Here is a 20,349-nt window from a genome sequence, read left to right as displayed (position 1 = left end):
CGTAGGACGGTCAGCAGGTGGGATGGTGACGTCATGGACGCGTTGGTTCTCCAGGCCCTGAACGGGCTCGACAAGGGCGGTGCCTATGCGCTGATCGCGCTCGGGCTGACGCTCATATTCGGCACGCTCGGCGTGGTGAATTTCGCGCACGGCGCGCTGTTCATGCTGGGCGCTTTCTGTGCCGTCACCATGCAGAAGATCCTCACCCTGTCCAAGCAGATCGAGGATACCAGCGTCACCTTCTTCAAGGCGTTCAAGGAGGTGCCGTACCTGGAGATCTGGCTCGGCGACACCGGTCGGATGCTGATCGACTACTCGGTGCCGATCGCGATCCTGCTGACCATACCGTTCATGCTGCTGGTCGGCCTGGTCATGGAGCGCGGGCTGGTCCAGTTCTTCTACAAGCGCAGCCACGCCGAGCAGATCCTGGTGACCTTCGGCCTGGCGATCGTGATTCAGGAGATCATCAAGTCGGTGTTCGGGGCGAACCCGATCCCGACCCCGGCGCCCGACGTGGTGTCCGGCAGCGCCGACGTCGGTGCCTGGATCGGCTTCGGCGACGGTCTGTACTATCCGTACTGGCGCCTGATCTACCTCGGGTTCTCGCTGACGATCATCGGCGCCGTGTTCGCGTTCCTGCGCTTCACCACCTTCGGCATGGTGGTGCGTGCCGGCATGCAGGATCGCGAGACCGTCGGCCTGCTCGGCATCGACGTGCAGCGCCGGTTCACCATCGTGTTCGGTATCGCCGCCGTGGTCGCCGGGCTGGCCGGCATGATGTACACGCCGATCCTGCCGCCCGACTACCACATGGGGATGGACTTCCTGGTGCTGTCCTTCGTGGTCGTCGTGGTCGGCGGCATGGGCTCTCTCGAGGGCGCGGTGCTCGCCGGTTTCCTGCTCGGCATCCTGCAGTCCTTCGCCTCGATGAACGAGGTCAAGGCGATCATCCCGGGCATCGATCAGATCATCGTGTACCTAGTGGCCGTCGTCGTGCTGCAGGTTCGTCCGCGCGGCCTGCTGGGCCGGCGCGGCGTCATGGAGGGCTGAGGCATGAGCGCCGCCACCGTCGACACGCTGCGCCGCGGCAACGCCGCCGCCTCGGTTCCCGCGGGCGACACCGCGTCGAGCCGGAGCGATCACATCAAGTTCGCGGTCTTCGCGATCGCCGTGCTGACCATGCCGGTCTGGCTGTCGCCGATCGGCGCGGGGTACCCGGACCTGGTGCAGAAGTTCGCGATCTTCGGGATCTTCGCGATCGGCTTCAACATCCTGTTCGGGCTGACCGGCTACCTGTCGTTCGGTCACGCTGCTTTCCTCGGCGTCGGCTCCTACGCCGCGGTGTGGTCGTTCAAGCTGCTGACCATGAACGTGGTCCCGGCGATGATCTTCGGGGTCCTGGCGAGCGGCGTGTTCGCGCTGCTGATCGGCTATGTCAGCCTGCGCCGGACCGGCATCTACTTCTCGATCCTGACGCTGGCCTTCGCCCAGATGTCCTACAACCTCGCCTACTCGGTGCTCACCCCGATCACCAACGGCGAGACCGGCCTGCAGCTGGCGCTGCACGACCCGCGCGTGCTCGACGGGCCGGCCGAGGCGGGGTTGCCGACCACCACCCTGTTCGGCATGGAGACCATCGGCTACCCGGGCTTCTACGTCTGTGCGGTCATGCTGATCGTCGCCTACTACGTTGCGATGCGGATCACCCGCTCGCCGTTCGGCATGACGCTGCGGGCGATCAAGTCGAACCAGAACCGGATGAACTACACCGGCTTCAACACCCGGCCCTACACCCTGGCGGCGTTCGTGATCTCGGGCATGTACGCCGGGCTCGCCGGCTCGCTGATGGCGGTGGTCGACCCGCTGGCCGGGGCCGAGCGCATGCAGTGGACGGCGTCCGGCGAGGTCGTGCTGATGACCATCCTCGGCGGCACCGGCACCCTGCTGGGGCCGGTGCTGGGGGCCGGCATCATCAAGTACTTCGAGAACATCTTCTCGGCGTTCAACGACCAGGTCCTCGGGCGGATCTTCGATTTCCTGCCGGAGGTCCTGCAGAACCTGATGGTCACGCTGGTGCACCCGTTCGTCGGCGAGGGCTGGCACCTCACCCTCGGCGTGGTGTTCATGCTGATCGTGATCTTCCTGCCCGGCGGGGTGATGGAGGGGATCGGGCGGATCTCAGCCCGGATCTCCCGATCCCGCAGCAACCGGTCGAGCTGAGGAGAGCGGACCATGGCCATTCTCGACGTCCAGGGCGTGTGCAAGGACTTCGGCGGCCTGCGGGCGCTGAACCAGGTCAACCTGCAGGTCCGCGAAGGTTCGGTCCACGCCATCATCGGCCCGAACGGCGCCGGCAAGTCGACCCTGCTCAACTGCTTCGTCGGCCGGCTGAAGCCGGACACCGGCAGCGTCACGTTCAATGGCAAGTCGCTGCTCGGCATCAATCCGCACGAGATCAACCAGGCCGGCGTCGCGCGGGTGTTCCAGACGCCGGAGATCTTCGCCGACCTGTCGCTGATCGAGAACGTGAAGATCCCGGCCTTCGCCAAGCGCGACGGCGCCTTCCGCCTGGACCTGTGGTCGCGGACCGACAGTCACGCCGAGGTCCGGGACCACGCCGAGGCGGTGCTGGAGGACGTCGGCCTCGCCGACAAGCGGCACATGCACGCGGGCTCGCTGTCGCGCGGCGACAAGCGTCGGCTGGAGCTGGCGATGTGCCTGGTCCAGGACCCCAAGCTGCTGCTGCTCGACGAGCCGACGGCGGGCATGTCGCGGGCCGACACCAACGCCACCATCGACCTGCTGCAGCGCATCGGCGAGCGCGGCATCACCAAGATCGTGATCGAGCACGACATGACCGTAGTGTTCACGCTCGCCCACACGATCTCCGTCATGGCCCAGGGCGCCGTGATCGCCGAGGGCGAGCCGGAGGCGATCAAGGGCAATCCGCGGGTTCAGGAAGCCTATCTGGGAGGGGCGCACCTATGAGCGAGGCGACCACCGTCGAGCGCGCCGCGCCGGCGCACGGCCGGGAGGCCTACTTCAGCGTCCGCAACGTGCACGCCTATTACGGCGAATCCTACATCGTCCAGGGCGTGTCGTTCGATGTCGCCGAGAACGAGATCGTGGCGCTGCTGGGCCGCAACGGCGCCGGCAAGACCTCGACGCTGCGGACCATCGCCCGGACCGACGACCCGGCCCTGATGCAGGGCGAGATCTGGCTGGCCGGCACCGCCATCCACCCGATGAAGGCGTTCGAGGCGGCGCGCCAGGGCATCCAACTGGTGCCCGAGGACCGGCGCATCATCCCCGGCCTGACCGTCGAGGAGAACCTGGTCCTGTCCCAGGTCGCCAAGCCGATCGGCTGGCCGCTGGAGCGGATCTACGGTCACTTTCCGCGACTGGCCGAGCGCCGGACCCAGGAAGCGGTGACGCTGTCCGGCGGCGAGCAGCAGATGCTGGCGGTGGCCCGGGCGCTGGCCCGCGACATCAAGCTGCTGCTGCTGGACGAACCTTACGAGGGTCTGGCACCGACCATCGTGCGGGAGATCGAGAAGATCCTCGTCGAAGTGAAGGAACTCGGGATCACCACGATCATCGTCGAGCAGAACGCGATCGCCGCGCTGCAACTAGCCGACCGTGCGCTGATCCTCGACATGGGCGAGATCGTGTTCGACGGCACCGCCAAGGAAGTGCTCGAGGACGCCGACCTCCGGCATCGCTACCTGGCGATCTGAGCGGGGCTACGGCACGGGGTACGCCCGTCGCGGCCAGGATCACGCCACCGGCCCTCGCTCGGGCCGGTCCGGGACGAGGGGGAAGGGCGGGGGCAACTCCCTCTCGGTCCGCAACAGGCGTTGGAATCCGGTCTGCGACGGGCGTCGCCGTTCGTCACCCTTCGGCGGCCGCGCGCGGCGACTGATCGGCGTTCTGGCGCAGCGGCAGGGTCACCCGGAAGCAGGCGCCCTGGCCGGTCGCCGGCAGCAGGTCGAGCGTGCCGTTCATGCGTCGCAGGATCGCCCGGCTGATCGCCAGGCCGAGGCCGGCCCCGGTGGTCGACGGGCGGTCCGTGCTCCAGGCCCGCGAGAACTTGCTGAAGATCCGTTCCCGGTCGGCCGGGTCGATGCCCGGGCCGTTGTCCTGGACGTCGACCACGAAGCGGCCGTCGATGATCGTGCTGTGGATGCTCAGCCGCGGATCGGCGCCGGTGTTGTGCTTGATGGCGTTCGAGATCAGGTTGATGAAGACCTGGGCCAGCCGGTCGCTGTGGCCGAGCACCTCCACCGACCCGGCATCGTTGCGGACCTCGACGGTCACGCCCGCGGCCATGCCCTGGCAGGTCTCGACGGCCCGTGCCAGCACGGCCGAGGCGTCGATCGGCCTCAGCGACCAGTTGAGTTCGCCGCGCTCCAGATGGCTGAGGTCCAGGATCTCGTCGAGCAGGCGGGTCAGGCGCAGGGTCTCGTTGTGGATGATTCCCAGGAACCGCTTCGACTGTTCGGAGGTCAGGTCGTCGCCCGACAGCAGGATCTCCGAGAACGAGCGGATCGAGGCCATCGGGGTGCGCACCTCGTGGCTGACCTGGCTCAGGAAGTCGTCCTTCTGGGCGTCCAGGGCGCGCAGCCGTTCGTTGGCCTCGCGCAGCTGCCGGGCGGTGATCTGCAGCTCCTGCGACTTGTGCTCGAGCTGCTGGCTGTACTCGATCACCTGCTGGGTCTCGTCGACCAGCCGCATCAACTCGTCCAGGCTGATGGTCTCGCCGGTGATCACCTGGCTGACCATGACCCGGGCCGAGGCGGCGCCGATGCCGCCGGCCAGCTGGCGCTCCAGGTGGGCGATGAACTCGGTGTCCGGCTGCGGCAGGGAATCCCGGCTGCCCTGTTGGCGGGCGAAGTCGCGGAACAGCCGGTAGGCCTGGTCGGTGCCGAGGATGCGCTGGGCCAGGATGTACAGGTCGTCGATCGCCGCCGAGCGCCGGATGAACCGGGCCTCGTTGTCGGCCGGGTTGCGGAACACGTCGATGAACAGCGTCGCCTGCAGGCGCTCCAGCGGTTTCTGGTCGCGGACCAGCGACACCAGCACGAACAGCGCGACGTTGATCCCCAGGCTCCAGACCAGGGAATGGACCAGCGGGTCGACGCCTTCGGTGCCGAACAGCGCCTGCGGCCGCAGGTCGGCGATGCCCCAGGGACCTTCCTGGAACAGGCTGGCCGGGATCACCGAACCACCTTCGAAGCTCGGCAGCAGCAGCGTGTAGCCCCACACCAGCACGCCGCCGAGCAGGCCGACGAAGGCACCGGCCTTCGACGCCTGGTACCAGTACAGGCCGCCGATCAGGCTGGGCAGGAACTGGGCGACGCCGGCGAACGCGATCAGCCCCATGGAGGCGAGCGCGTCGGACTGCGCGCTCGCCACGAAGTACGCGAAGCCCAGCAGCAGGATGACGCCGATGCTGATGCGGCGGCTGACCAGCAGCAGGGTCTTGACGTCGCCGCTGACCCCGGCCGAGCGGCGCGGCAGGCGCAGCGCGATCGGCATCACGATGTGGTTCGAGACCATGATCGACAGCGCGATGCTGGCGACGATGACCATCGAGGTCGCCGACGAGAACCCGCCGATGAACACCAGCAGGGCCAGCGCGCTCTGGTCGTGCAGCATCGGCAGGGTCAAGACGAACATGTCCGGGTTCGATCCGGGCGGCAGGGTGGCCAGCCCGACGATCGCGATCGGCAGGGTGAACAGGCTGATCAGGAACAGGTAGAGCGGGAACAGCCAGCCGGCGGTGCGCAGGTGGTTCTCGTCGGCGTTCTCGACCACGGTGATCTGGAACTGCCGGGGCAGGCAGACGATCGCCGTGGCCGACAGGAAGGTCAGGGCCACCCAGCGGGCACCGAAGGTCTCCGAGCCCTGGAGCACGGTCGCCGCGGCCGGCAGCCGGAACACCTCGGGCACGCCGCCGGCGATCCAGAACACCACGTACAGCCCGACCGCCAGCAGGGCGACCAGCTTGACCAGGGCTTCCAGCGCGATCGCCGCGACCACCCCGTGATGGTGCTCGTTCGCGTCGATGTTGCGGGTCCCGAACAGGATCGTGAACACCGCCATGCCGGCGGCCACCCAGAAGCCGGTGCGGATGTCGATGTCGCGGGTCGGGATGCCGAGCAGCGAGGTGCCGGTCGCCTCGGCCACCACCTGGAAGCTGGCGGTCACCGCCTTCAGCTGCAGGGCGATGTACGGGGTGGTGCCGATGACCGCGATCAGCGTGACCAGGACGGCGAGCGACGTGCTCTTGCCGTAGCGCGAGGATATCAGGTCGCCGATCGACGAGGTGCGGTGGATACGGCCGATCCGGACCAGCTTGCGCAGCAGGAACCACCAGCCGACGAACACCAGAGTCGGCCCCAGATAGATGGTCGCGAACTCCAGCCCGCTGCGGGCCGCCGAGCCGACCGCGCCGTAGAACGTCCAGGACGTGCAGTACACCGAGATCGACAGGGTGTAGACCAGCGGCGAGTGGACCAGGCCGAGCCAGCCCTTGCGCGACCGCACGTCGCTGACGAACGCCACCAGGAACAGCAGCGCGACATAGGCGAGCGCGGTGAACAGGACGATGTTGGCCGAGAGCATCAGCCGGGCTCCCCGCCCGGTGGCCGGTCGCCCGACACGGCGTCCTCGTCGGCCGGGCCCAGCGTGGTCTCGCGGGCGACGTGCCGCGGCAGCCGGTTCGACAGCCAGCGCGCCAGCACGATCAGGGCCAGCCATGCCCCGAACACGTAGACCACGATCAGCGGCATGCCGAAGACGGTGACCGGACGATCGAAGAACGGCAGGACCGGCGGCAGCAGGCCGAGCGCCCCGACCACCGTCAGGACCAGGGTGGCGTCGCGTGCCTTCTTCCAGGTCATGGCTGCCGGAACCTCCGGTCAGCCGCCCGCCAATCGCTTGATACGATCGACGACGTCCTGGTTCGAGAACGGCTTGGTGACGAACGCGTCGGCCCCGAGGTCCTCGGCGGTGCGGCGGTCGCGCTCCTGGCCCTTGGCGGTCAGCACCATCACCGGGATGGCGCTGAGGCCGGGATCGGTCTTGATAAGCTTGAGGACCTCGAAGCCGGTGCGGCGCGGCAGCATGACGTCGAGCACGAGCACGTCCGGCCGCTCGGTCCGCAGCCGTTCCAGCACCGACTCGCCGTCGAACACCGCCGACACCTCGCACCCTTCCCGGCTGAGAATGAAACTCAGCGACTCCACGAGATTCGGCTCGTCTTCGGCGATCAGGACTCGTGCCGACACGCCAATCCTCCCCCTCGGGTACCCGGCCGCGGCTTGTTCCGCCGCTTGTCGCCCTCCGCGAGTGTACCCGGCCGGCCGGCCATGCGGAACGGGATTGTGGGCGGATCGCGCTGCGGGGCGGCCGCTAGACTGCCAGATGCTGCAGCCAGTCCTCGTAGCGCCGGTCGAGCGTGTGATCGGCCGGTCTGACGCGGGGGGTCACGCTGCGGGCCCGGACGTCGCGCGGGGTCACGCCGTAGCGCTGCCGGAAGGCGCGGCCGAACGCCGTCTCGCTGGAGAACCCCGCGGCCAGGGCGATGTCGTAGATCGGGCGGCTTCGGGCCTCGTCGTCGGCGAGCTCGAGCAGGGCGCGCCGCAGCCGGCGCTCGCGGATGTAGTGGGCGATCCCGCCGATCGGCTCGAACAACCGGTACAGCTTCGCACGCGACATGCCGAGCTGGCGGGTGAGCCAGGCCGGCGTCAGGTGCTCCTCGCCGAGATTGGCCTCGACCAACCGGCGGGCCAGGGTCAGGGTCGCGAACGCGACTCCGGCGTCGCCGCGCGGGGTGTCCGGGGCCGAGGCGTTCAGGCAGGTCGCCGCCAGCGCGACGGTCGCCGGCACGACGGCCTTGGCCTGGGCGTCGGTCATCCGCGGACCGAGCTTCTTGAGCGAGATCATGTGGTCGCGCAGCAGCGCCACCGTCGGGTCCGCCGCCGAGAGCGTCCGGATGTGCTGGTCGTCGGGCATCTTGAGGGACTCGGCCAGCAGGCCGCGCGGGATGATCAGCGACAGGTTCGTGAAGACGTCGGTCCGGGCGGTCACCGGACGCGCGAGGTCGTAGACCGCCAGATCGCCTGCCACTTGCTCGGCCTCGGCCCGGCCGTCCGACAGCTTCTGGCTGCCGCTCTCGTACAGCTGGATCATGTAGTGGTCCATGCCGTCGCGGGCGATGGTCGAGGCCGCGCGGCTCCAGCGTTGCCTCGGGGTCGAAGTGCGCGCCAGCATCACCGAGCCGAACATGCTGGCGTCGACCGAGGCGAAGAACCCGTCCTTGCGGGTCTCCCGATCGGCATCGACGTCGAAGATGCACGAAATGCTGTCGCTCCAGACCTCGTAGCGCTGCCGCTCCGGCAGGTCCCGCACCGTGAACACCGCTCGGGGGACCGGGACGGTTCCCGGGCCTGTCTCCTCCACCATCGGCTGCCCCTCTTGCGTATCAGGGTGTGAGACACGATAGCACGCCGCCCTGCCGCCCTTAACGCCGTGCGGCCTGACGTTTGAGACAGTCCGTCGCGAATCTGAGACGTCCGGAAGAGTGGGTGGCGGCCGGTCGCGGTATCCGGGACGGGTGATCTCGAAGCGCCGACTGCGTGGGGAAGGCCGGCCCGTGGATCGACCATCGCGATCCCGCCGGTCCGAGCTCCGGCTCTCCCCGCCGGCCGGCCCGGGCGGAAGGCCGACACGGTGACGCGTATCGACTGGCAGAGCATGGTCGCCGCCAATACGGAACGCGGCGACGAGGTCCTGATCCTGGACCCCGGCGTCGAGCATGCCGAGGTGCTGCTCGACGGCCTGCGCCCGGGGACCGAGGTGGTCCGGCTGGTGGCCGGCGGGCGCGGCATCGAGCAGGTCGCGGAAGCGCTGGCCGGGCGGTCCGGCGTCGTCCGCCTGCACATCGTCTGTCATGGCGAACCGGGTGTCCTGCATCTCGCGGGCGAGCGGGTCGACTTGCCGGCCCTGGCGGTCCGGCCGGGCGTGCTGGCCGACGTCGCCGCCGCCCTCGCCGGCCGGGCGAGGGTCCTGCTGTATGGCTGCTCGGTCGCGGCCGGTACCGACGGCCGGTCGTTCATCGACTACCTGGAAACATGGTTGCGGGTCCCGGTAGCGGCATCGTCCGGCCCGGTCGGGGCCGCCGCCCGCGGCGGTGGCTGGTTCCTGCAGGCGCGCGACGGCCGGTTGGTCGAGCCGGCATTCTCGGCGGGCGCCCGCGCGCGCTGGCCGGGCCTGCTCGCGACCCTGACCGGGACCGCCGGCGACGATACGCTCTCCGGCACCGCGAACGCCGACACCATCAGCGGCGCCGGCGGCGACGACACCCTGACCGGCGCCGGCGGTGGCGACCTGCTGTCCGGCGGCGCCGGCAACGACGTGTTCGTGTTCGGTTGCGCCTGCGACGCGTCCGGCGACACCATCGTCGGTGGCGCCGGCACCGATACGATCTCCCTGCCGGCCAACGCCAGCGTTGATTTCAGCGCGGTCGGGTCGATCACCGGCATCGAGGCGGTGTCCGTCGGCTCCGGGGCGACGGCGGTGCTGGTCGACGCGTTCAGCGGGTCGGCGGTCACCGTCACGGGCGCCGGCCAAGTCTACTTCGCGGCCTCCTCGCTGACCTTGCTGGACCTGAGCGGCGTCGTGGCATCCGGCCTGACCGGCTCGGTGACCGTCTACGGCGACCAGCTCAACGACGATGCCGAGACCATCGTCGGGCCGTCCGCTCTGGCGGTGACCGTCAGCGCCGGCGGCGGCGACGACACGGTCACCGGCGGGGCGGCCGGCGACACGCTCAGCGGCAGCGACGGCGACGACGACCTGAGTGGCGCCGGCGGCGACGACGTCCTCGAGGGCAATGTCGGCAGCGACTTCCTGACCGGCGGCAGCGGCGACGACGTGCTGCGTGGCGGATGGGACGGCGACGGGCTGTACGGCGGCGACGGCCGGGACACCCTCAGCGGCGGCGAAGGCGGCGACGTTCTGTGCGGCGAGAACGGCGACGACGTGCTGCGCGGTGGCGACGGCGCCGACGGCCTGTGTGGCGCCGCCGGGGCCGACGCCCTGTCCGGCGGTGCCGGCAACGACACGCTCTCCGGGGCCGACGGCAGCGACACCCTGTCGGGCGGGGCCGGTGTCGACCTCCTGGTAGGGGGCATGGGCAACGACGTGCTGGCTGGCGGCAGTGGCGCGGACACGCTGTCGGGCGGCGCCGGTGCCGACCTGTTCGTCGGCTCGGACGGGGTGACCCTGGCCGACTGGGCGGCCGGCGACGTTCTGCAGGTCGCCTCCACCTCGCTGACGACCGCCGACATCGTGCGGACCCGCGACGACCTGGCGATCGACACCGACGGCGACGGCACCGCCGATCTGACGGTGAAGGCCGCCGGCCTGACCTTCTGGGCGAGTTTCGCGGTGACCCTCGACGGCGGTGTCGCGCGGATCACCTACAGCGATTCCTCGGCCGGGGGCGGGGGAGACGGGGGAGGCGGTAGCTCGTCCTCCGCCACCGGTTCCGGCGGCATCGTGATCACCGACGTTCCGGCGGCGGCCGGATCGTCGGGTGCGTCCCGCACCATCAGCAACACCGGGCCGGTGTCGGGCTTCGCCGCGCTGGTGGAGAACACCGGAAACAACGGCAACGTGGTCACCGCTACCCTGCCGGCCGGCACGACGCTCACATCCGAGGGTCCGGCCGTGGCGGAATCCGGCGACCAGGCGATGGCCACGCTGATCGCGGCGATCGACGCCCGCGACACCGCCGGCGAGTCCGCTCTGATCGCCAATGCGCAGAGCTACCTCGGCGATCTGGCGTCGACCACGACCCTCGACATCCGGACAATCGTTCCGACGGCCCCGTCGGCGTCGGGCGAGCCGATCGCGATCACCGGCACCACGCCGGCCGACGGCAGTACCCAGTCCGAGGCCTTCGTGATCGACGTCGGCGGGCTCCCGGCCGGCTCGGCGATCCGGCTCGACAACATCGAGTTCGCCTCCATCCTCGGCAGTGCGACCGTCAGCGGCGGCGCCGGAAACAACTACGCGGTCGGCGACGCCGGCGCCCAGTACATCTCCCTCGGCGACGGCGACGACACCCTCTACGGCGGCGCCGGCGACGACACCGTCGGATCGGGAAGCGGCGCCGACCGGCTGTTCGGCGAGGCCGGGAGCGACAGCGTGTTCGGCGGGGCCGACGCCGACACGGTCTATGGCGGCGCCGACCAGGATGCGGTCTACGGCAACCAGTCGGGCGACGTGCTGTACGGCAACACCGGCCTCGACAGCCTGTACGGCGGCCAGGATTCCGACATCGCCTATGGCGGCCAGCACGAGGACGCCGTGTACGGCAATCTCGGCGACGACGTGCTGTACGGCAACCGGGGCGGCGACACGCTGTTCGGGGGTCAGGGAAACGACGTCCTGTACGGCGGCAGCAACCAGGGCAGTGCGCTCGACCCGTCGGCGCCCGACGTGCTGTACGGCAACCTGGGCGACGACACGCTGGTCGGCGGACAGGGGGACGACGTCCTGTCCGGCGGCGACGGCGCCGACCTGTTCGTCTTCGGCGCCGCGGCCGGCGACGACACGGTCGCCGACTTCGACGGAGCGGGGGGCGACCGGGTCGAGATCGCGTCGGATTCCGGGGTCGGCAACCTGCCGGAGCTGATCGCCACCCTCGGGACCGGCGACGACGGCAGCGTCCGCTTCGACCTCTCCGGCAACGTCCTGCTGCTGTCCGGGGTGACCGCCGACGACCTGCAGAGCGGCTGGTTCGTCTTCGCCTGACGGAGAGGGGCGGCGCCTGGCTGGTCGATTCCGATCGGCAAGGGTGAACTGGACGGCCGGAGCCGGTAGATTGGACACAGCCCCCGGCCGACTGGAGTGCTGCCGGGACGGATCGGAGGATCGACCGGACCATGAACGCACCCGCTCGCGTCCCGTCCCTCGCCACCGGAAAGGATGTCCGTCATGCCGCCCGGGCCGGGCTGCACCGTGGCCAGACCGCCGGGCTGGCCCCGGGCTACGTGCAGGGCAACCTGGTCGTCGTGCCGGCCCGCTGGGCGGACGACTTCCGCGCGTTCTGTGTCCGCAATCCCAAGCCGTGCCCGGTGATCGGCATCGCCGCGCCGGGCGACCCGGCGATCCGGTCGCTGGCCGACGACCTCGATATCCGCACCGACCTGCCGCGCTACCGGGTCTGGCGCGATGGCGAGCTGGCCGACGAGCGGTGCGACATTTCCGAGCTCTGGCGCGACGATCTGGTGGCGTTCGTCCTCGGCTGCTCGTTCTCGTTCGAGGAGGCGCTTCTGGCGGCCGGCCTGCGACTGCGCCACGTGGCACAGGGCCGCAACGTCGCGATGTACCGGACCTCGCTGCCGACCGAGCCGTCCGGCCCGTTCAGCGGTCCGACCGTGGTCAGCATGCGGCCGTTCGGAGCGGCTGACGCGGCGCGGGCGGCCGAGATCACCGCCCGGTATCCGCGGGTCCACGGCGCGCCGATCCACATCGGCGACCCGGCGGCGATCGGCATCGCCGACCTCGCGACCCCCGATTACGGCGACCCGGTCGAGATCGAGCCGGGCGAGGTGCCGGTGTTCTGGGCCTGCGGGGTGACGCCGCAGGCCGCGCTGCAGGCCGCCCGCCTCGACTTCTGCATCACCCACGCGCCCGGCTGCATGCTGGTCACCGACCGGCTGAATGCGGAGTTCGCGGACGGCTGACCGGACGGCGCGCTCCGGCGCCTACAGCGTGGCCTGCACCCGGTCGACCGCCCGTTTCGTCAGCTCGACCACCTGGTCGACCTCGGCCCGGGTGATCACCAGCGGCGGCGCGAAGCCGAGGATGTCGCCCTGCGGCATGGCGCGGGCGATCAGGCCTTCCTCCAGGCAGGCGGCGGCGACCTTCGGGCCGACCTTGAGGTCCGCCTCGAAGCGCGAGCCGCCGTGCTTCTCCGGCGCGAACTCGATGGCCGCCAGCAGGCCGACGCCGCGCACCTCGCCGACCATCGGGTGGTCGTCGAACGTCTCGTGGAGCCGGCGCTGGAAGTACGCCCCGGTGTCGCGGGCGTTGCCGGTCAGGTCCTCGCGGTCGACGATGTCCAGGTTGGCGTTGGCGGCCGCCGCGCACACCGGGTGGGCCGAGTAGGTCCAGCCGTGGCCGAACACGCCGAGCTGGTCGGCGCCCTGCTCCAGCGCCTGCCACACCCGCTCGCCGACGATCACGCCGGACAGCGGCAGGTAGGCCGAGGACAGGCCCTTGGCGATGGTGATCAGGTCCGGCTTCATGCCGTAGGTGTGCGAGCCGAAATACTGGCCGGTGCGGCCGAACCCGGTGACCACCTCGTCGGCGATCAGCAGGATGTCGTGGCGGTCGAGCACCGCCTGGATCTCCTGCCAGTAGCCTTCCGGCGGGGTGATGATGCCGCCGGTGCCCATGACCGGCTCGCCGATGAAGGCGGCGACGGTCTCCGGCCCCTCGGCCTGGATCGTCGCCTCCAGCTCGGCGGCCATCCGCTTCGAGAACTCGCGCTCGCTCTCGCCGGGCTCGGTGCCCCGCCAGTAGTGCGGGCAGGCGGTGTGCAGGATCGGTGCCCGCGGCAGGTCGAAGGCGTCGTGGAACAGCGCCAGGCCGGTCAGGCTGCCGGTCATGATCCCGGAGCCGTGGTAGCCGCGCCAGCGCGAGATGATCTTCTTCTTCTCCGGCCGGCCGAGCACGTTGTTCATGTACCAGACCAGCTTGATGTTGGTCTCGTTGGCGTCGGACCCGGACAGGCCGTAGTACACCCGGCTCATGCCCATGCCGGCGGACCGCACGATGCGGTCGGACAGCCGGATGACCTGCTCGTTCGAGTGCCCGGCATAGGCGTGGTAGTAGGCCAGCTGCGAGGCCTGGGCGTGGATCGCGTCGGCGATCTCCTGGCGGCCGTAGCCGACGTTGACGCAGTACAGCCCGCCGAAGCCGTCGATGCTCTCGCGGCCGTCGCGGTCGACGATCCTGATGCCCGAGCCGCCGGTGACGATCCGGCTCGGCGCCTCGCCGCGGGTGAACTGCGACACGTGGGTCGACGGGTGGAACACCCGGGCCCGGTCGATGGTCTCGAGATCGTTGGTGGTGAGGATGTCGTCCATGGTGCAGCCCCCGTGCCGGTCGCGGTTCGTCGGAAGCCGCAAGGCTAGGGGATCGGCCGCAGAGGGTGCCGCTGAAGTACGCGCGAGTCGCCGACGGTTCGTCTGCCGGACGGTAGCGGAGCAGACGATTCTTCTGCGGTTATGGCGTCGGTTCGGCCGCGTCGAGCAGCCGGTCGAGCGGCAGCTCGGCGGTCTCCTTCACCGACTTGGTGACGATGTAGCTGTAGTAGCGCTCGATCTCGAGGTCGCGGCCCAGCAGGTCGTCCATCAGCCGCTGATAGGCGTCGACGTCGGGGGCGACCACCTTCATGACGTAGTCGACGCCGCCGCCGGTGGCCTGGCATTCGACGATCTCCGGGATCTCGCGGACCGCCCGCTCGAAGCGCTCGAAGTCGACCGCCCGGTGCTGGCGCAGGGACAGCTCGACCATCACCACGGTCGCCGGCGCCAGCTTCTTGACGTCGACCCGGGCGGCATAGCCGGTGATGATCCGCGCGTCTTCCAGCCGCTTCAGCCGCTCCCAGCATGGGCTGGCGGTCAGGTTGACGGTCTCGGCCAGCCGCGCCTTGGTCATCCGGCCGTCGCGCATCAGCGCCTTCAGGATGCCGACGTCGTGCCGGTCCAGCCGCGGTTGCCTCGGTCCGCCGCGCTCAGTTTTCGACGACATGGCCGGCTCCGCTCGCCCGGGCGACCCGCAGGGCATGGGTGGCGATCGCGGTGTCCTGCACGCCGGTGCCGGTCAGATCGCAGACCGTGATCTCGTCGGCCGACCGCCGCCCCGGCTTGGTCCCGGCGACGATCTCGCCGAGTTCGTCGACCGGCCAGTCCTCGGGCACCGCCCCGGTGGCGATCGCCGACCGCAGCTCGCCCAGCACCGCCGACTGGCTGCGGCGGTCGCACACGAACCGGTCGGCGCGCGCCAGGACCGCCGGCGCCAGCTCGTTCTTGTCGGGCGCGTCCGAGCCCATGGCGGTGACGTGCAGCCCGGGATGCAGCCACCCGGCCTCGATCAGCGGCGTGCGCGACGGCGTGGTGGTTACCACCACGTCGCACCCGCGCACCACCGCCTCGGGGCTGTCGGCGACCCGGACCGGAATGCTGAGCGAGGCCGCCATCCTTTCGGTATAGGCCCGGGCCTTCGCCGGGTCGCGCGCCCAGACCAGTACCTCCGGCACCGTCCGCACCAGCGCCAGGGCGCGGATCTGCAGCTCGGCCTGCAGGCCGGCGCCCAGCACCCCGGCCCGGCGGACCGTCGCCGGCGCCAGGTGGCGGGCCGCGACCGCGCCGGCGGCGGCGGTCCGCACGTCGGTCAGGTAGCCGTTGTCGAGCAGGGCGGCCTGGACGATGCCGGTCTCGGCGCTGAGCACGATCATCATGCCGTTCAGGCTGGGCAGGCCGCGCTTCGGGTTGTCGAAGAAACCCGGGCTGACCTTGATCGCGAAGCCGTCGAGGCCGGGCACGTAGGCGGTCTTCACGTCGACTTCGGCATGGCGCTCCTCGATCGCCATGGACAGGATCGGCGGCATCACCACCCCGCCGGCGCCGAGCCCGGCGAAGGCGCGCTCGACGACGTCGACCGCGTCAAGGTCGAGGGACACGGCGGCGCGCAGCTCGCGCTCGGTCAGGACCAGGACATCAGTCATAGCTCGCCCCGATGGCAGTGCCGAACGGCACCTCGCCGTCGACCACGCGGCGGAACATCGCCATGTCGATGCCGCGCCCCGAGATCACCATGGCGACCCGGCGGCCGAGCCGGGCGCGATGCCGGTCCTGCAGCAGGGCCACGCCGACCGCGCCGCCGCCCTCGGCGACCCAGCTCTCCTCCAGGAACAGCCGGCGCATGGCGGCGGCGATCTCGGCCTCGGACACCAGCACGGTGTCGTCGACCAGGTCGCGGACCATCGCGAAGGTCCAGCGGTTCGCCAGCCCGATGCCGCCGCCCAGCGAGTCGGCCAGGGTCGGTTCCTCGCGCACCTCGACCGGCCTGCCGGCCTCCAGGCTGGCGTGCATGGCGGCGCCGCGCTGCGTGCTGACGCCGATCACCCTGATCGCCGGCGACGCGCTCTTCACCGCCCGGGCGATGCCGGCGATCAGCCCGCCGCCGGACAGCGGCACCACCACGGTGTCCAGGTCCGGGAAGTCCTCCAGCAGCTCCAGGCCGATGGTGCCCTGGCCGGCGATCACGTCGGGGTGGTCGAACGGCGGGATCTCGCTCAGCCCGTCCTCGGCGACCAGCCGCTCGACCTCGACCTGGGCCTCGTCCTGGCTCTCGCCGACGATCCGGGTCTCGGCGCCGAGCGCCCGGATGGCGTCGAGCTTGTTCTGCGGCACTAGGCTGGACATGCAGACCACCGCCCGCCCGCCCAGCCGCCGGGCGGCGTAGGCGACGGCCCGGCCGTGATTGCCGGTCGAGGCGCAGACCACGCCGCGCCGCAGGGCCTCGGCCGACAGCCGGGCGGCGGCGTTGGCGGCCCCGCGCAGCTTGAACGCCCCGGTCGGCTGCGCGGTCTCGAGCTTCAGCCGCAGGTCGAGCTCGTCGCCGCCGAGCCGGTGGGCCGGGACCAAAGGAGTCCGGCAGGCCACGCCCTGGATCGCCCGGCGCGCCTCGTAGATCGACTGCAGGGTGACGTCGGTCATCGGGTCCGGCCTCGACATGCACAGCGGTGGGGCGTCGGGGGAGACTACCGAACACCGGCGGGCGATTCAGCCCCGGAGTCCGCTTCGCGGCACCGGAATCACGAGAGAGGGTCGATCTTGCTCCGTCGACCGCAAAGGGGCCGAGTGGCCTGACGGGCGGGAGTGATCGGTCCTGCAGCCGTGCTCCGATCTCCAGGGCGGCATTCCGCATGCCGAAAGCCCCGACGATCCGGAAACCCGGCCGTCAACGCGGGCTGAGTTCCCCGGTCCCATTGGAAACCCGATCGAACCTTCTCCGTCCGACCTGCCCGCGCGGGTCGGCTACGATGCCGCGACCAGCGAGAGCGGAGCCTCGATGACCAGACTGTCTTCGGAGAACCTGTTCTTCCCGATGGCCGCCGTCGACGGGGCGGCAATCATCGGGATCTGGACCGTCCTGTCGCCGGGCGGCGTCACCGTGGCATGGCATGTCCACGAGCTCGCCTACGGCTATGCCGCCGCCGTGATCGCGGGATTTCTCCTGACCCGTGCCAGCCGGGTGGAACTCGCGGTCGCGGCCGTGACCTGGCTTGCGGCACGGTGCGTGTGGTTTCTGCCGGATGCGTCGGAGGCGGTGCGTGCGGCCGCCGGCCTGGCGTCCACCGGCGTGATCGTCCTGTTGGCGTCCCGCGGCTTCCTGCGTGCCGTGAAGCGCGGCCAGAATGCGGTGTTTCCGATCGTGCTGGCCGCCTTCTGGATCGGCGACGCCGCCCTGCAGGCGGCGATCCTGCTGGCGGAGCCGGCAGCCGAGCGGGCCGCCGGTCGGGCGGCGGTCATGCTGGTCGTCCTGCTCATCGTGGTGATGGGCGGGCGGATCGCCGGCGCCGCCCTGTCCGGCCTGGCGCAGCGGGCGGGCCGGTCCCGGATTGCGCCGCAGCCGCGGCTCGAGCGGGTGCTGGTCGCTGCCCTGGCCGCTGCGGGCGTCGGTCTGGCCATGGACCTGCCGTCGCTGCTGGCGCCGGCGGCGTGGATCGCGGCCGGCGCGATCGCTATTCGGCTGGCCGGCTGGGCGCCCGGCCTCGGCCTGGCCGGCTCCGATCTGCTGTCGCTGGTGGCGTCGCAGGGGTTCGTCGCCCTCGGCCTGGCCGGGATCGGCGCCGCCGCGCTCTGGGGTCCGTGGCCGGAGAGCGCGCCGCTGCATCTCCTCACCATCGGCGGCATCGGGATCGCCACGGTCGCGATGATGCTGAAGACCCGGGCGCAGCGTGCGCGGCTGCCGCTGCCGGCAAGGACCGTCGGCCTGGCGACGGTCTTGCTGGGGGTGTCCGCCGCGGTCCGGGTGCTCGGCCAGGGGGAACCGGCGGTCGCCTACCCGGTCGCCGGGATCGCCTGGATCGCCGCGATGATCCTCTGTCTCGTCGCGTTGCTGCGACGGTGATCGCACCTCACGGCCGGTCGCCGTCGCCGGCCCATTCCGGCCCGGCGAGGCCGTCGACCTGCAGGTCCAGCAGGTCGATCGCCCGGCGCGCGGTGTGCTCGACGATGTCCTCGACCGTTCGCGGCCTGCGGTAGAACGCCGGCACCGGGGGCGCGATCACGGCGCCGATCTCGCAGGCCTGGGCCATGGCCCGGATGTGCCCGAGATGGAGCGGGGTCTCGCGCACCATCAGCACCAGCCGGCGGCGCTCCTTGAGGTGCACGTCGGCGGCCCGGACCAGCAGGTTGTCCGCGGCGCTGGACGCGATCGCCGACAGGGTCCGGATCGAGCACGGCGCCACGATCATGCCCCCGGTACGGAACGATCCGGAGGCGATCGTCGCCCCGATGTCCGCCACCGGATGTACCACGGCCGCGAGGCCGGCGATCCGCGGCAGCGCGTCCGGCCCGACCTCGTGGCGCAGGGTCCGCTCGGCCGCCGTCGACACCACCAGGTGCACCGCGATGCCGGCACCGGCCAGCAGCTCGACGACCCGCACGCCGATCGCGGCGCCCGATGCGCCGCTGAGTCCCACCACGACCGGTCGCCGCGCCGTCATCCCGTCCTCCTGCCGGCCAGGCCGAGGGTCGGCCACAACGCGTCGATCCGCGTCACGACTTCGGGCGGCATCTCCACCGGCCGCCCCCATTCCCGCTCGGTCTCGGCGCCGATCTTGTTGGTCGCGTCGATCCCGAGCTTGCCGCCGAGACCGGGCTTCGGCGACGCGAAGTCCAGGTAGTCGATCGGCGTGTCCGCGAGGGTCACGAGGTCGCGCATGGCGTCGGAACGGGTCGAGACCGCCCACATGACGTCGGCCCAGTCGCGGACGTCGACGTCCGGGTCCACGACGATCAGCAGCTTGGTGTAGACGAGCTGGGGCAGCGCGGACCACAGCCCGAGCATCAGCCGCCGCGCGTGGCCGGGGTAGCGCTTGGCGATCGAGCAGACCGCGATGCGGTACGAGCAGGCCTCGGGCGGCAGCCAGAGGTCGACGATCTCGGGGAACTGGCGGCGGACCAGCGGCAGGAACAGCGGGTTCAGCGCCTCGCCGATGCGCGACGGCTCGTCCGGCGGCCGGCCGGTGTAGGTCGAGAGGTAGATCGGGTCCTGGCGCGTGGTGACCGCGGTGACCCGGACGACCGGGAACGGCTCCACCGAGTTGTAGTAGCCGGTGTGGTCGCCGTACGGGCCCTCCGGCGCGGTCTCGTCGACCGGCACGATCCCCTCGATGACGATCTCGGCATCCGCCGGCACCATCAGCGGCACCGTCGCGCACGGGGTCAGCCGCGGCCGCTCGCCCCGCAGCAGGCCTGAGAACCGAAGCTCCGACAGGTTCTCCGGCAGCGGCAGCACGGCCGCGAGGACGGTCGCCGGATCGGCGCCGACGACGATCGCCACCGGCATGTCGCGACCCTCGGCCCGCCACTGGTGGTGATGGCGGGCGCCGCCGCGATGCGGCAGCCAGCGGACCAGCGCCCGGTCCCGGCCCAGCACCTGCATCCGGTACACCCCGACATTGCCCTCGTCGACCGACGACGGGCCGGGCGGCCGGGTGACCACCAGCGGCCAGGTGATCAGCGGCGCCGGCTCGCCGGCCCAGTGGGTGGCGACCGGCAGGCGCGTGAGGTCGACCGAGGCGCCGGTCGCGGTCCGGCGCTGCACCGGTGCCGATCCGGTGCCGCGCGGCCGCATCGACAGCGCCGCGCGGGCCAGCGGCAGCTTGCGCCAGACGTCGTCCAGCCCCCGCGGCGGATGCGGCTCGCGCAGTTCCGCCAGAGCCTCGCCCAGGTCGGGCAGCGACCCGGGCGCTATCCCGAGTCCCCAGGCCACCCGCTCGACCGTGCCGAACAGGTTGACGAGCATCGGCATATCGAACGGCGAGCCGTCGGCCCGCACCGGGCGCTCGAAGACGATCGCCGGCCCGCCCTCGGCCAGGACGCGGCGGTGGATTTCGGTAGCCTCGTGCACCACCGAGACCGGCTCGCGGATGCGCGCCAGCTGGCCGCGGGCGTCGAGATGGGCGACGAAGTCGCGCAGGTCGCGGAACGGCGGCAACTCGCGACGCAGCACGGGGGTCTCCTTCGGGGC

Annotated in this window: 17 protein-coding genes; 7 read left to right on the top strand and 10 right to left on the bottom strand. The window is 71.0% G+C overall.

Features of this window, described 5'->3' with window-relative positions; translation table 11 throughout:
* Positions 1–33 precede the first annotated feature (33 nt).
* Genes IE246_RS14205 through IE246_RS14190 form a run of 4 tightly spaced genes read left to right on the top strand, consistent with a single transcriptional unit; the run spans position 34 to position 3,737 of the window.
* Positions 34–1,050 carry a branched-chain amino acid ABC transporter permease gene (locus IE246_RS14205; RefSeq protein WP_189990724.1) on the top strand — a complete coding sequence of 339 codons (1,017 nt, stop codon included), beginning with the start codon at positions 34–36 and terminating at the stop codon, positions 1,048–1,050.
* A gap of 3 nt (positions 1,051–1,053) precedes the next feature.
* The gene (locus tag IE246_RS14200) at positions 1,054–2,220 is read left to right on the top strand and encodes a branched-chain amino acid ABC transporter permease (RefSeq protein WP_189990723.1); all 1,167 of its coding nucleotides are present in this window, start codon (positions 1,054–1,056) and stop codon (positions 2,218–2,220) included.
* A 12-nt stretch (positions 2,221–2,232) separates the two neighbouring features.
* Complete coding sequence (locus tag IE246_RS14195) at positions 2,233–2,988, top strand: ABC transporter ATP-binding protein (protein ID WP_189990721.1); 756 nt, start codon at positions 2,233–2,235, stop codon at positions 2,986–2,988.
* A complete protein-coding gene (locus tag IE246_RS14190; protein ID WP_189990719.1) occupies positions 2,985–3,737 on the top strand; it encodes an ABC transporter ATP-binding protein in 753 nt (250 codons plus the stop codon). The genes IE246_RS14195 and IE246_RS14190 overlap by 4 nt, the downstream gene beginning before the upstream one ends.
* A 154-nt stretch (positions 3,738–3,891) precedes the next feature.
* Here IE246_RS14190 and IE246_RS14185 read toward each other — a convergent pair whose 3' ends face one another.
* From IE246_RS14185 to IE246_RS14170, 4 genes are all read right to left on the bottom strand, one after another.
* Complete coding sequence (locus IE246_RS14185; protein WP_189990717.1) at positions 3,892–6,627, bottom strand: sensor histidine kinase; 2,736 nt, start codon at positions 6,625–6,627, stop codon at positions 3,892–3,894.
* Complete coding sequence (locus IE246_RS14180) at positions 6,627–6,905, bottom strand: hypothetical protein (RefSeq protein ID WP_189990715.1); 279 nt, start codon at positions 6,903–6,905, stop codon at positions 6,627–6,629. The genes IE246_RS14185 and IE246_RS14180 overlap by 1 nt, the downstream gene beginning before the upstream one ends.
* A gap of 18 nt (positions 6,906–6,923) precedes the next feature.
* Positions 6,924–7,292 (bottom strand): response regulator transcription factor, encoded by a 369-nt coding sequence (locus IE246_RS14175; protein ID WP_229837129.1) that lies wholly within the window; start codon positions 7,290–7,292, stop codon positions 6,924–6,926.
* A gap of 124 nt (positions 7,293–7,416) precedes the next feature.
* The gene (locus tag IE246_RS14170) at positions 7,417–8,469 is read right to left on the bottom strand and encodes a helix-turn-helix domain-containing protein (RefSeq protein ID WP_189990713.1); all 1,053 of its coding nucleotides are present in this window, start codon (positions 8,467–8,469) and stop codon (positions 7,417–7,419) included.
* A 267-nt stretch (positions 8,470–8,736) separates the two neighbouring features.
* Between IE246_RS14170 and IE246_RS14165 the strand changes: the two genes are divergently transcribed.
* On the top strand, positions 8,737–11,826 hold the full coding sequence (locus IE246_RS14165; protein ID WP_189990710.1) for a DUF4347 domain-containing protein: 3,090 nt from the start codon (positions 8,737–8,739) through the stop codon (positions 11,824–11,826).
* 131 nt (positions 11,827–11,957) lie between these two features.
* Positions 11,958–12,761, top strand: a complete 804-nt coding sequence (locus IE246_RS14160) for a putative hydro-lyase (protein WP_189990708.1) — start codon at positions 11,958–11,960, stop codon at positions 12,759–12,761.
* 21 nt (positions 12,762–12,782) lie between these two features.
* Here the strand turns inward: IE246_RS14160 and IE246_RS14155 are convergent, their stop codons facing one another.
* The 4 genes from IE246_RS14155 to eutB form a co-directional block, all read right to left on the bottom strand.
* Positions 12,783–14,168: an aminotransferase gene (locus IE246_RS14155; RefSeq protein ID WP_189990706.1), complete on the bottom strand. Its 1,386-nt coding sequence runs from the start codon at positions 14,166–14,168 to the stop codon at positions 12,783–12,785.
* Positions 14,169–14,307: 139 nt separating this feature from the next.
* Complete coding sequence (locus IE246_RS14150) at positions 14,308–14,835, bottom strand: Lrp/AsnC family transcriptional regulator (protein ID WP_189990704.1); 528 nt, start codon at positions 14,833–14,835, stop codon at positions 14,308–14,310.
* A complete protein-coding gene (locus tag IE246_RS14145) occupies positions 14,819–15,811 on the bottom strand; it encodes a cyclodeaminase (RefSeq protein WP_189990702.1) in 993 nt (330 codons plus the stop codon). Before IE246_RS14145 ends, IE246_RS14150 begins: the two co-directional genes overlap by 17 nt.
* The gene (gene eutB, locus IE246_RS14140) at positions 15,804–16,805 is read right to left on the bottom strand and encodes a hydroxyectoine utilization dehydratase EutB (RefSeq protein ID WP_189990700.1); all 1,002 of its coding nucleotides are present in this window, start codon (positions 16,803–16,805) and stop codon (positions 15,804–15,806) included. The genes IE246_RS14145 and eutB overlap by 8 nt, the downstream gene beginning before the upstream one ends.
* 355 nt (positions 16,806–17,160) lie before the next feature.
* Between eutB and IE246_RS14135 the strand changes: the two genes are divergently transcribed.
* On the top strand, positions 17,161–18,222 hold the full coding sequence (locus tag IE246_RS14135; RefSeq protein WP_189990698.1) for an NnrS family protein: 1,062 nt from the start codon (positions 17,161–17,163) through the stop codon (positions 18,220–18,222).
* A 7-nt stretch (positions 18,223–18,229) separates the two neighbouring features.
* Here the strand turns inward: IE246_RS14135 and IE246_RS14130 are convergent, their stop codons facing one another.
* Complete coding sequence (locus IE246_RS14130) at positions 18,230–18,820, bottom strand: UbiX family flavin prenyltransferase (RefSeq protein ID WP_189990696.1); 591 nt, start codon at positions 18,818–18,820, stop codon at positions 18,230–18,232.
* A complete protein-coding gene (locus IE246_RS14125) occupies positions 18,817–20,331 on the bottom strand; it encodes a UbiD family decarboxylase (protein WP_189990694.1) in 1,515 nt (504 codons plus the stop codon). Before IE246_RS14125 ends, IE246_RS14130 begins: the two co-directional genes overlap by 4 nt.
* Positions 20,332–20,349: the final 18 nt, after the last annotated feature.

Origin of the sequence: Thalassobaculum fulvum (assembly GCF_014652915.1) — a bacterium.
GTDB lineage: Bacteria > Pseudomonadota > Alphaproteobacteria > Thalassobaculales > Thalassobaculaceae > Thalassobaculum_A > Thalassobaculum_A fulvum.
The sequence above is the reverse complement of the archived record's forward strand: the minus strand, read 5'-3'. Positions and strand labels throughout refer to the sequence as shown.

Coding starts and splice junctions, on each gene's coding strand:
- IE246_RS14205 (WP_189990724.1), top strand. CDS start 34: ATGGACGCGTTGGTTCTCCAGGCCCTGAACGGGCTCGACAAGGGCGGT.
- IE246_RS14200 (WP_189990723.1), top strand. CDS start 1,054: ATGAGCGCCGCCACCGTCGACACGCTGCGCCGCGGCAACGCCGCCGCC.
- IE246_RS14195 (WP_189990721.1), top strand. CDS start 2,233: ATGGCCATTCTCGACGTCCAGGGCGTGTGCAAGGACTTCGGCGGCCTG.
- IE246_RS14190 (WP_189990719.1), top strand. CDS start 2,985: ATGAGCGAGGCGACCACCGTCGAGCGCGCCGCGCCGGCGCACGGCCGG.
- IE246_RS14185 (WP_189990717.1), bottom strand. CDS start 6,627: ATGCTCTCGGCCAACATCGTCCTGTTCACCGCGCTCGCCTATGTCGCG.
- IE246_RS14180 (WP_189990715.1), bottom strand. CDS start 6,905: ATGACCTGGAAGAAGGCACGCGACGCCACCCTGGTCCTGACGGTGGTC.
- IE246_RS14170 (WP_189990713.1), bottom strand. CDS start 8,469: ATGGTGGAGGAGACAGGCCCGGGAACCGTCCCGGTCCCCCGAGCGGTG.
- IE246_RS14160 (WP_189990708.1), top strand. CDS start 11,958: ATGAACGCACCCGCTCGCGTCCCGTCCCTCGCCACCGGAAAGGATGTC.
- IE246_RS14155 (WP_189990706.1), bottom strand. CDS start 14,168: ATGGACGACATCCTCACCACCAACGATCTCGAGACCATCGACCGGGCC.
- IE246_RS14150 (WP_189990704.1), bottom strand. CDS start 14,835: ATGTCGTCGAAAACTGAGCGCGGCGGACCGAGGCAACCGCGGCTGGAC.
- IE246_RS14145 (WP_189990702.1), bottom strand. CDS start 15,811: ATGACTGATGTCCTGGTCCTGACCGAGCGCGAGCTGCGCGCCGCCGTG.
- eutB (WP_189990700.1), bottom strand. CDS start 16,805: ATGACCGACGTCACCCTGCAGTCGATCTACGAGGCGCGCCGGGCGATC.
- IE246_RS14135 (WP_189990698.1), top strand. CDS start 17,161: ATGACCAGACTGTCTTCGGAGAACCTGTTCTTCCCGATGGCCGCCGTC.
- IE246_RS14130 (WP_189990696.1), bottom strand. CDS start 18,820: ATGACGGCGCGGCGACCGGTCGTGGTGGGACTCAGCGGCGCATCGGGC.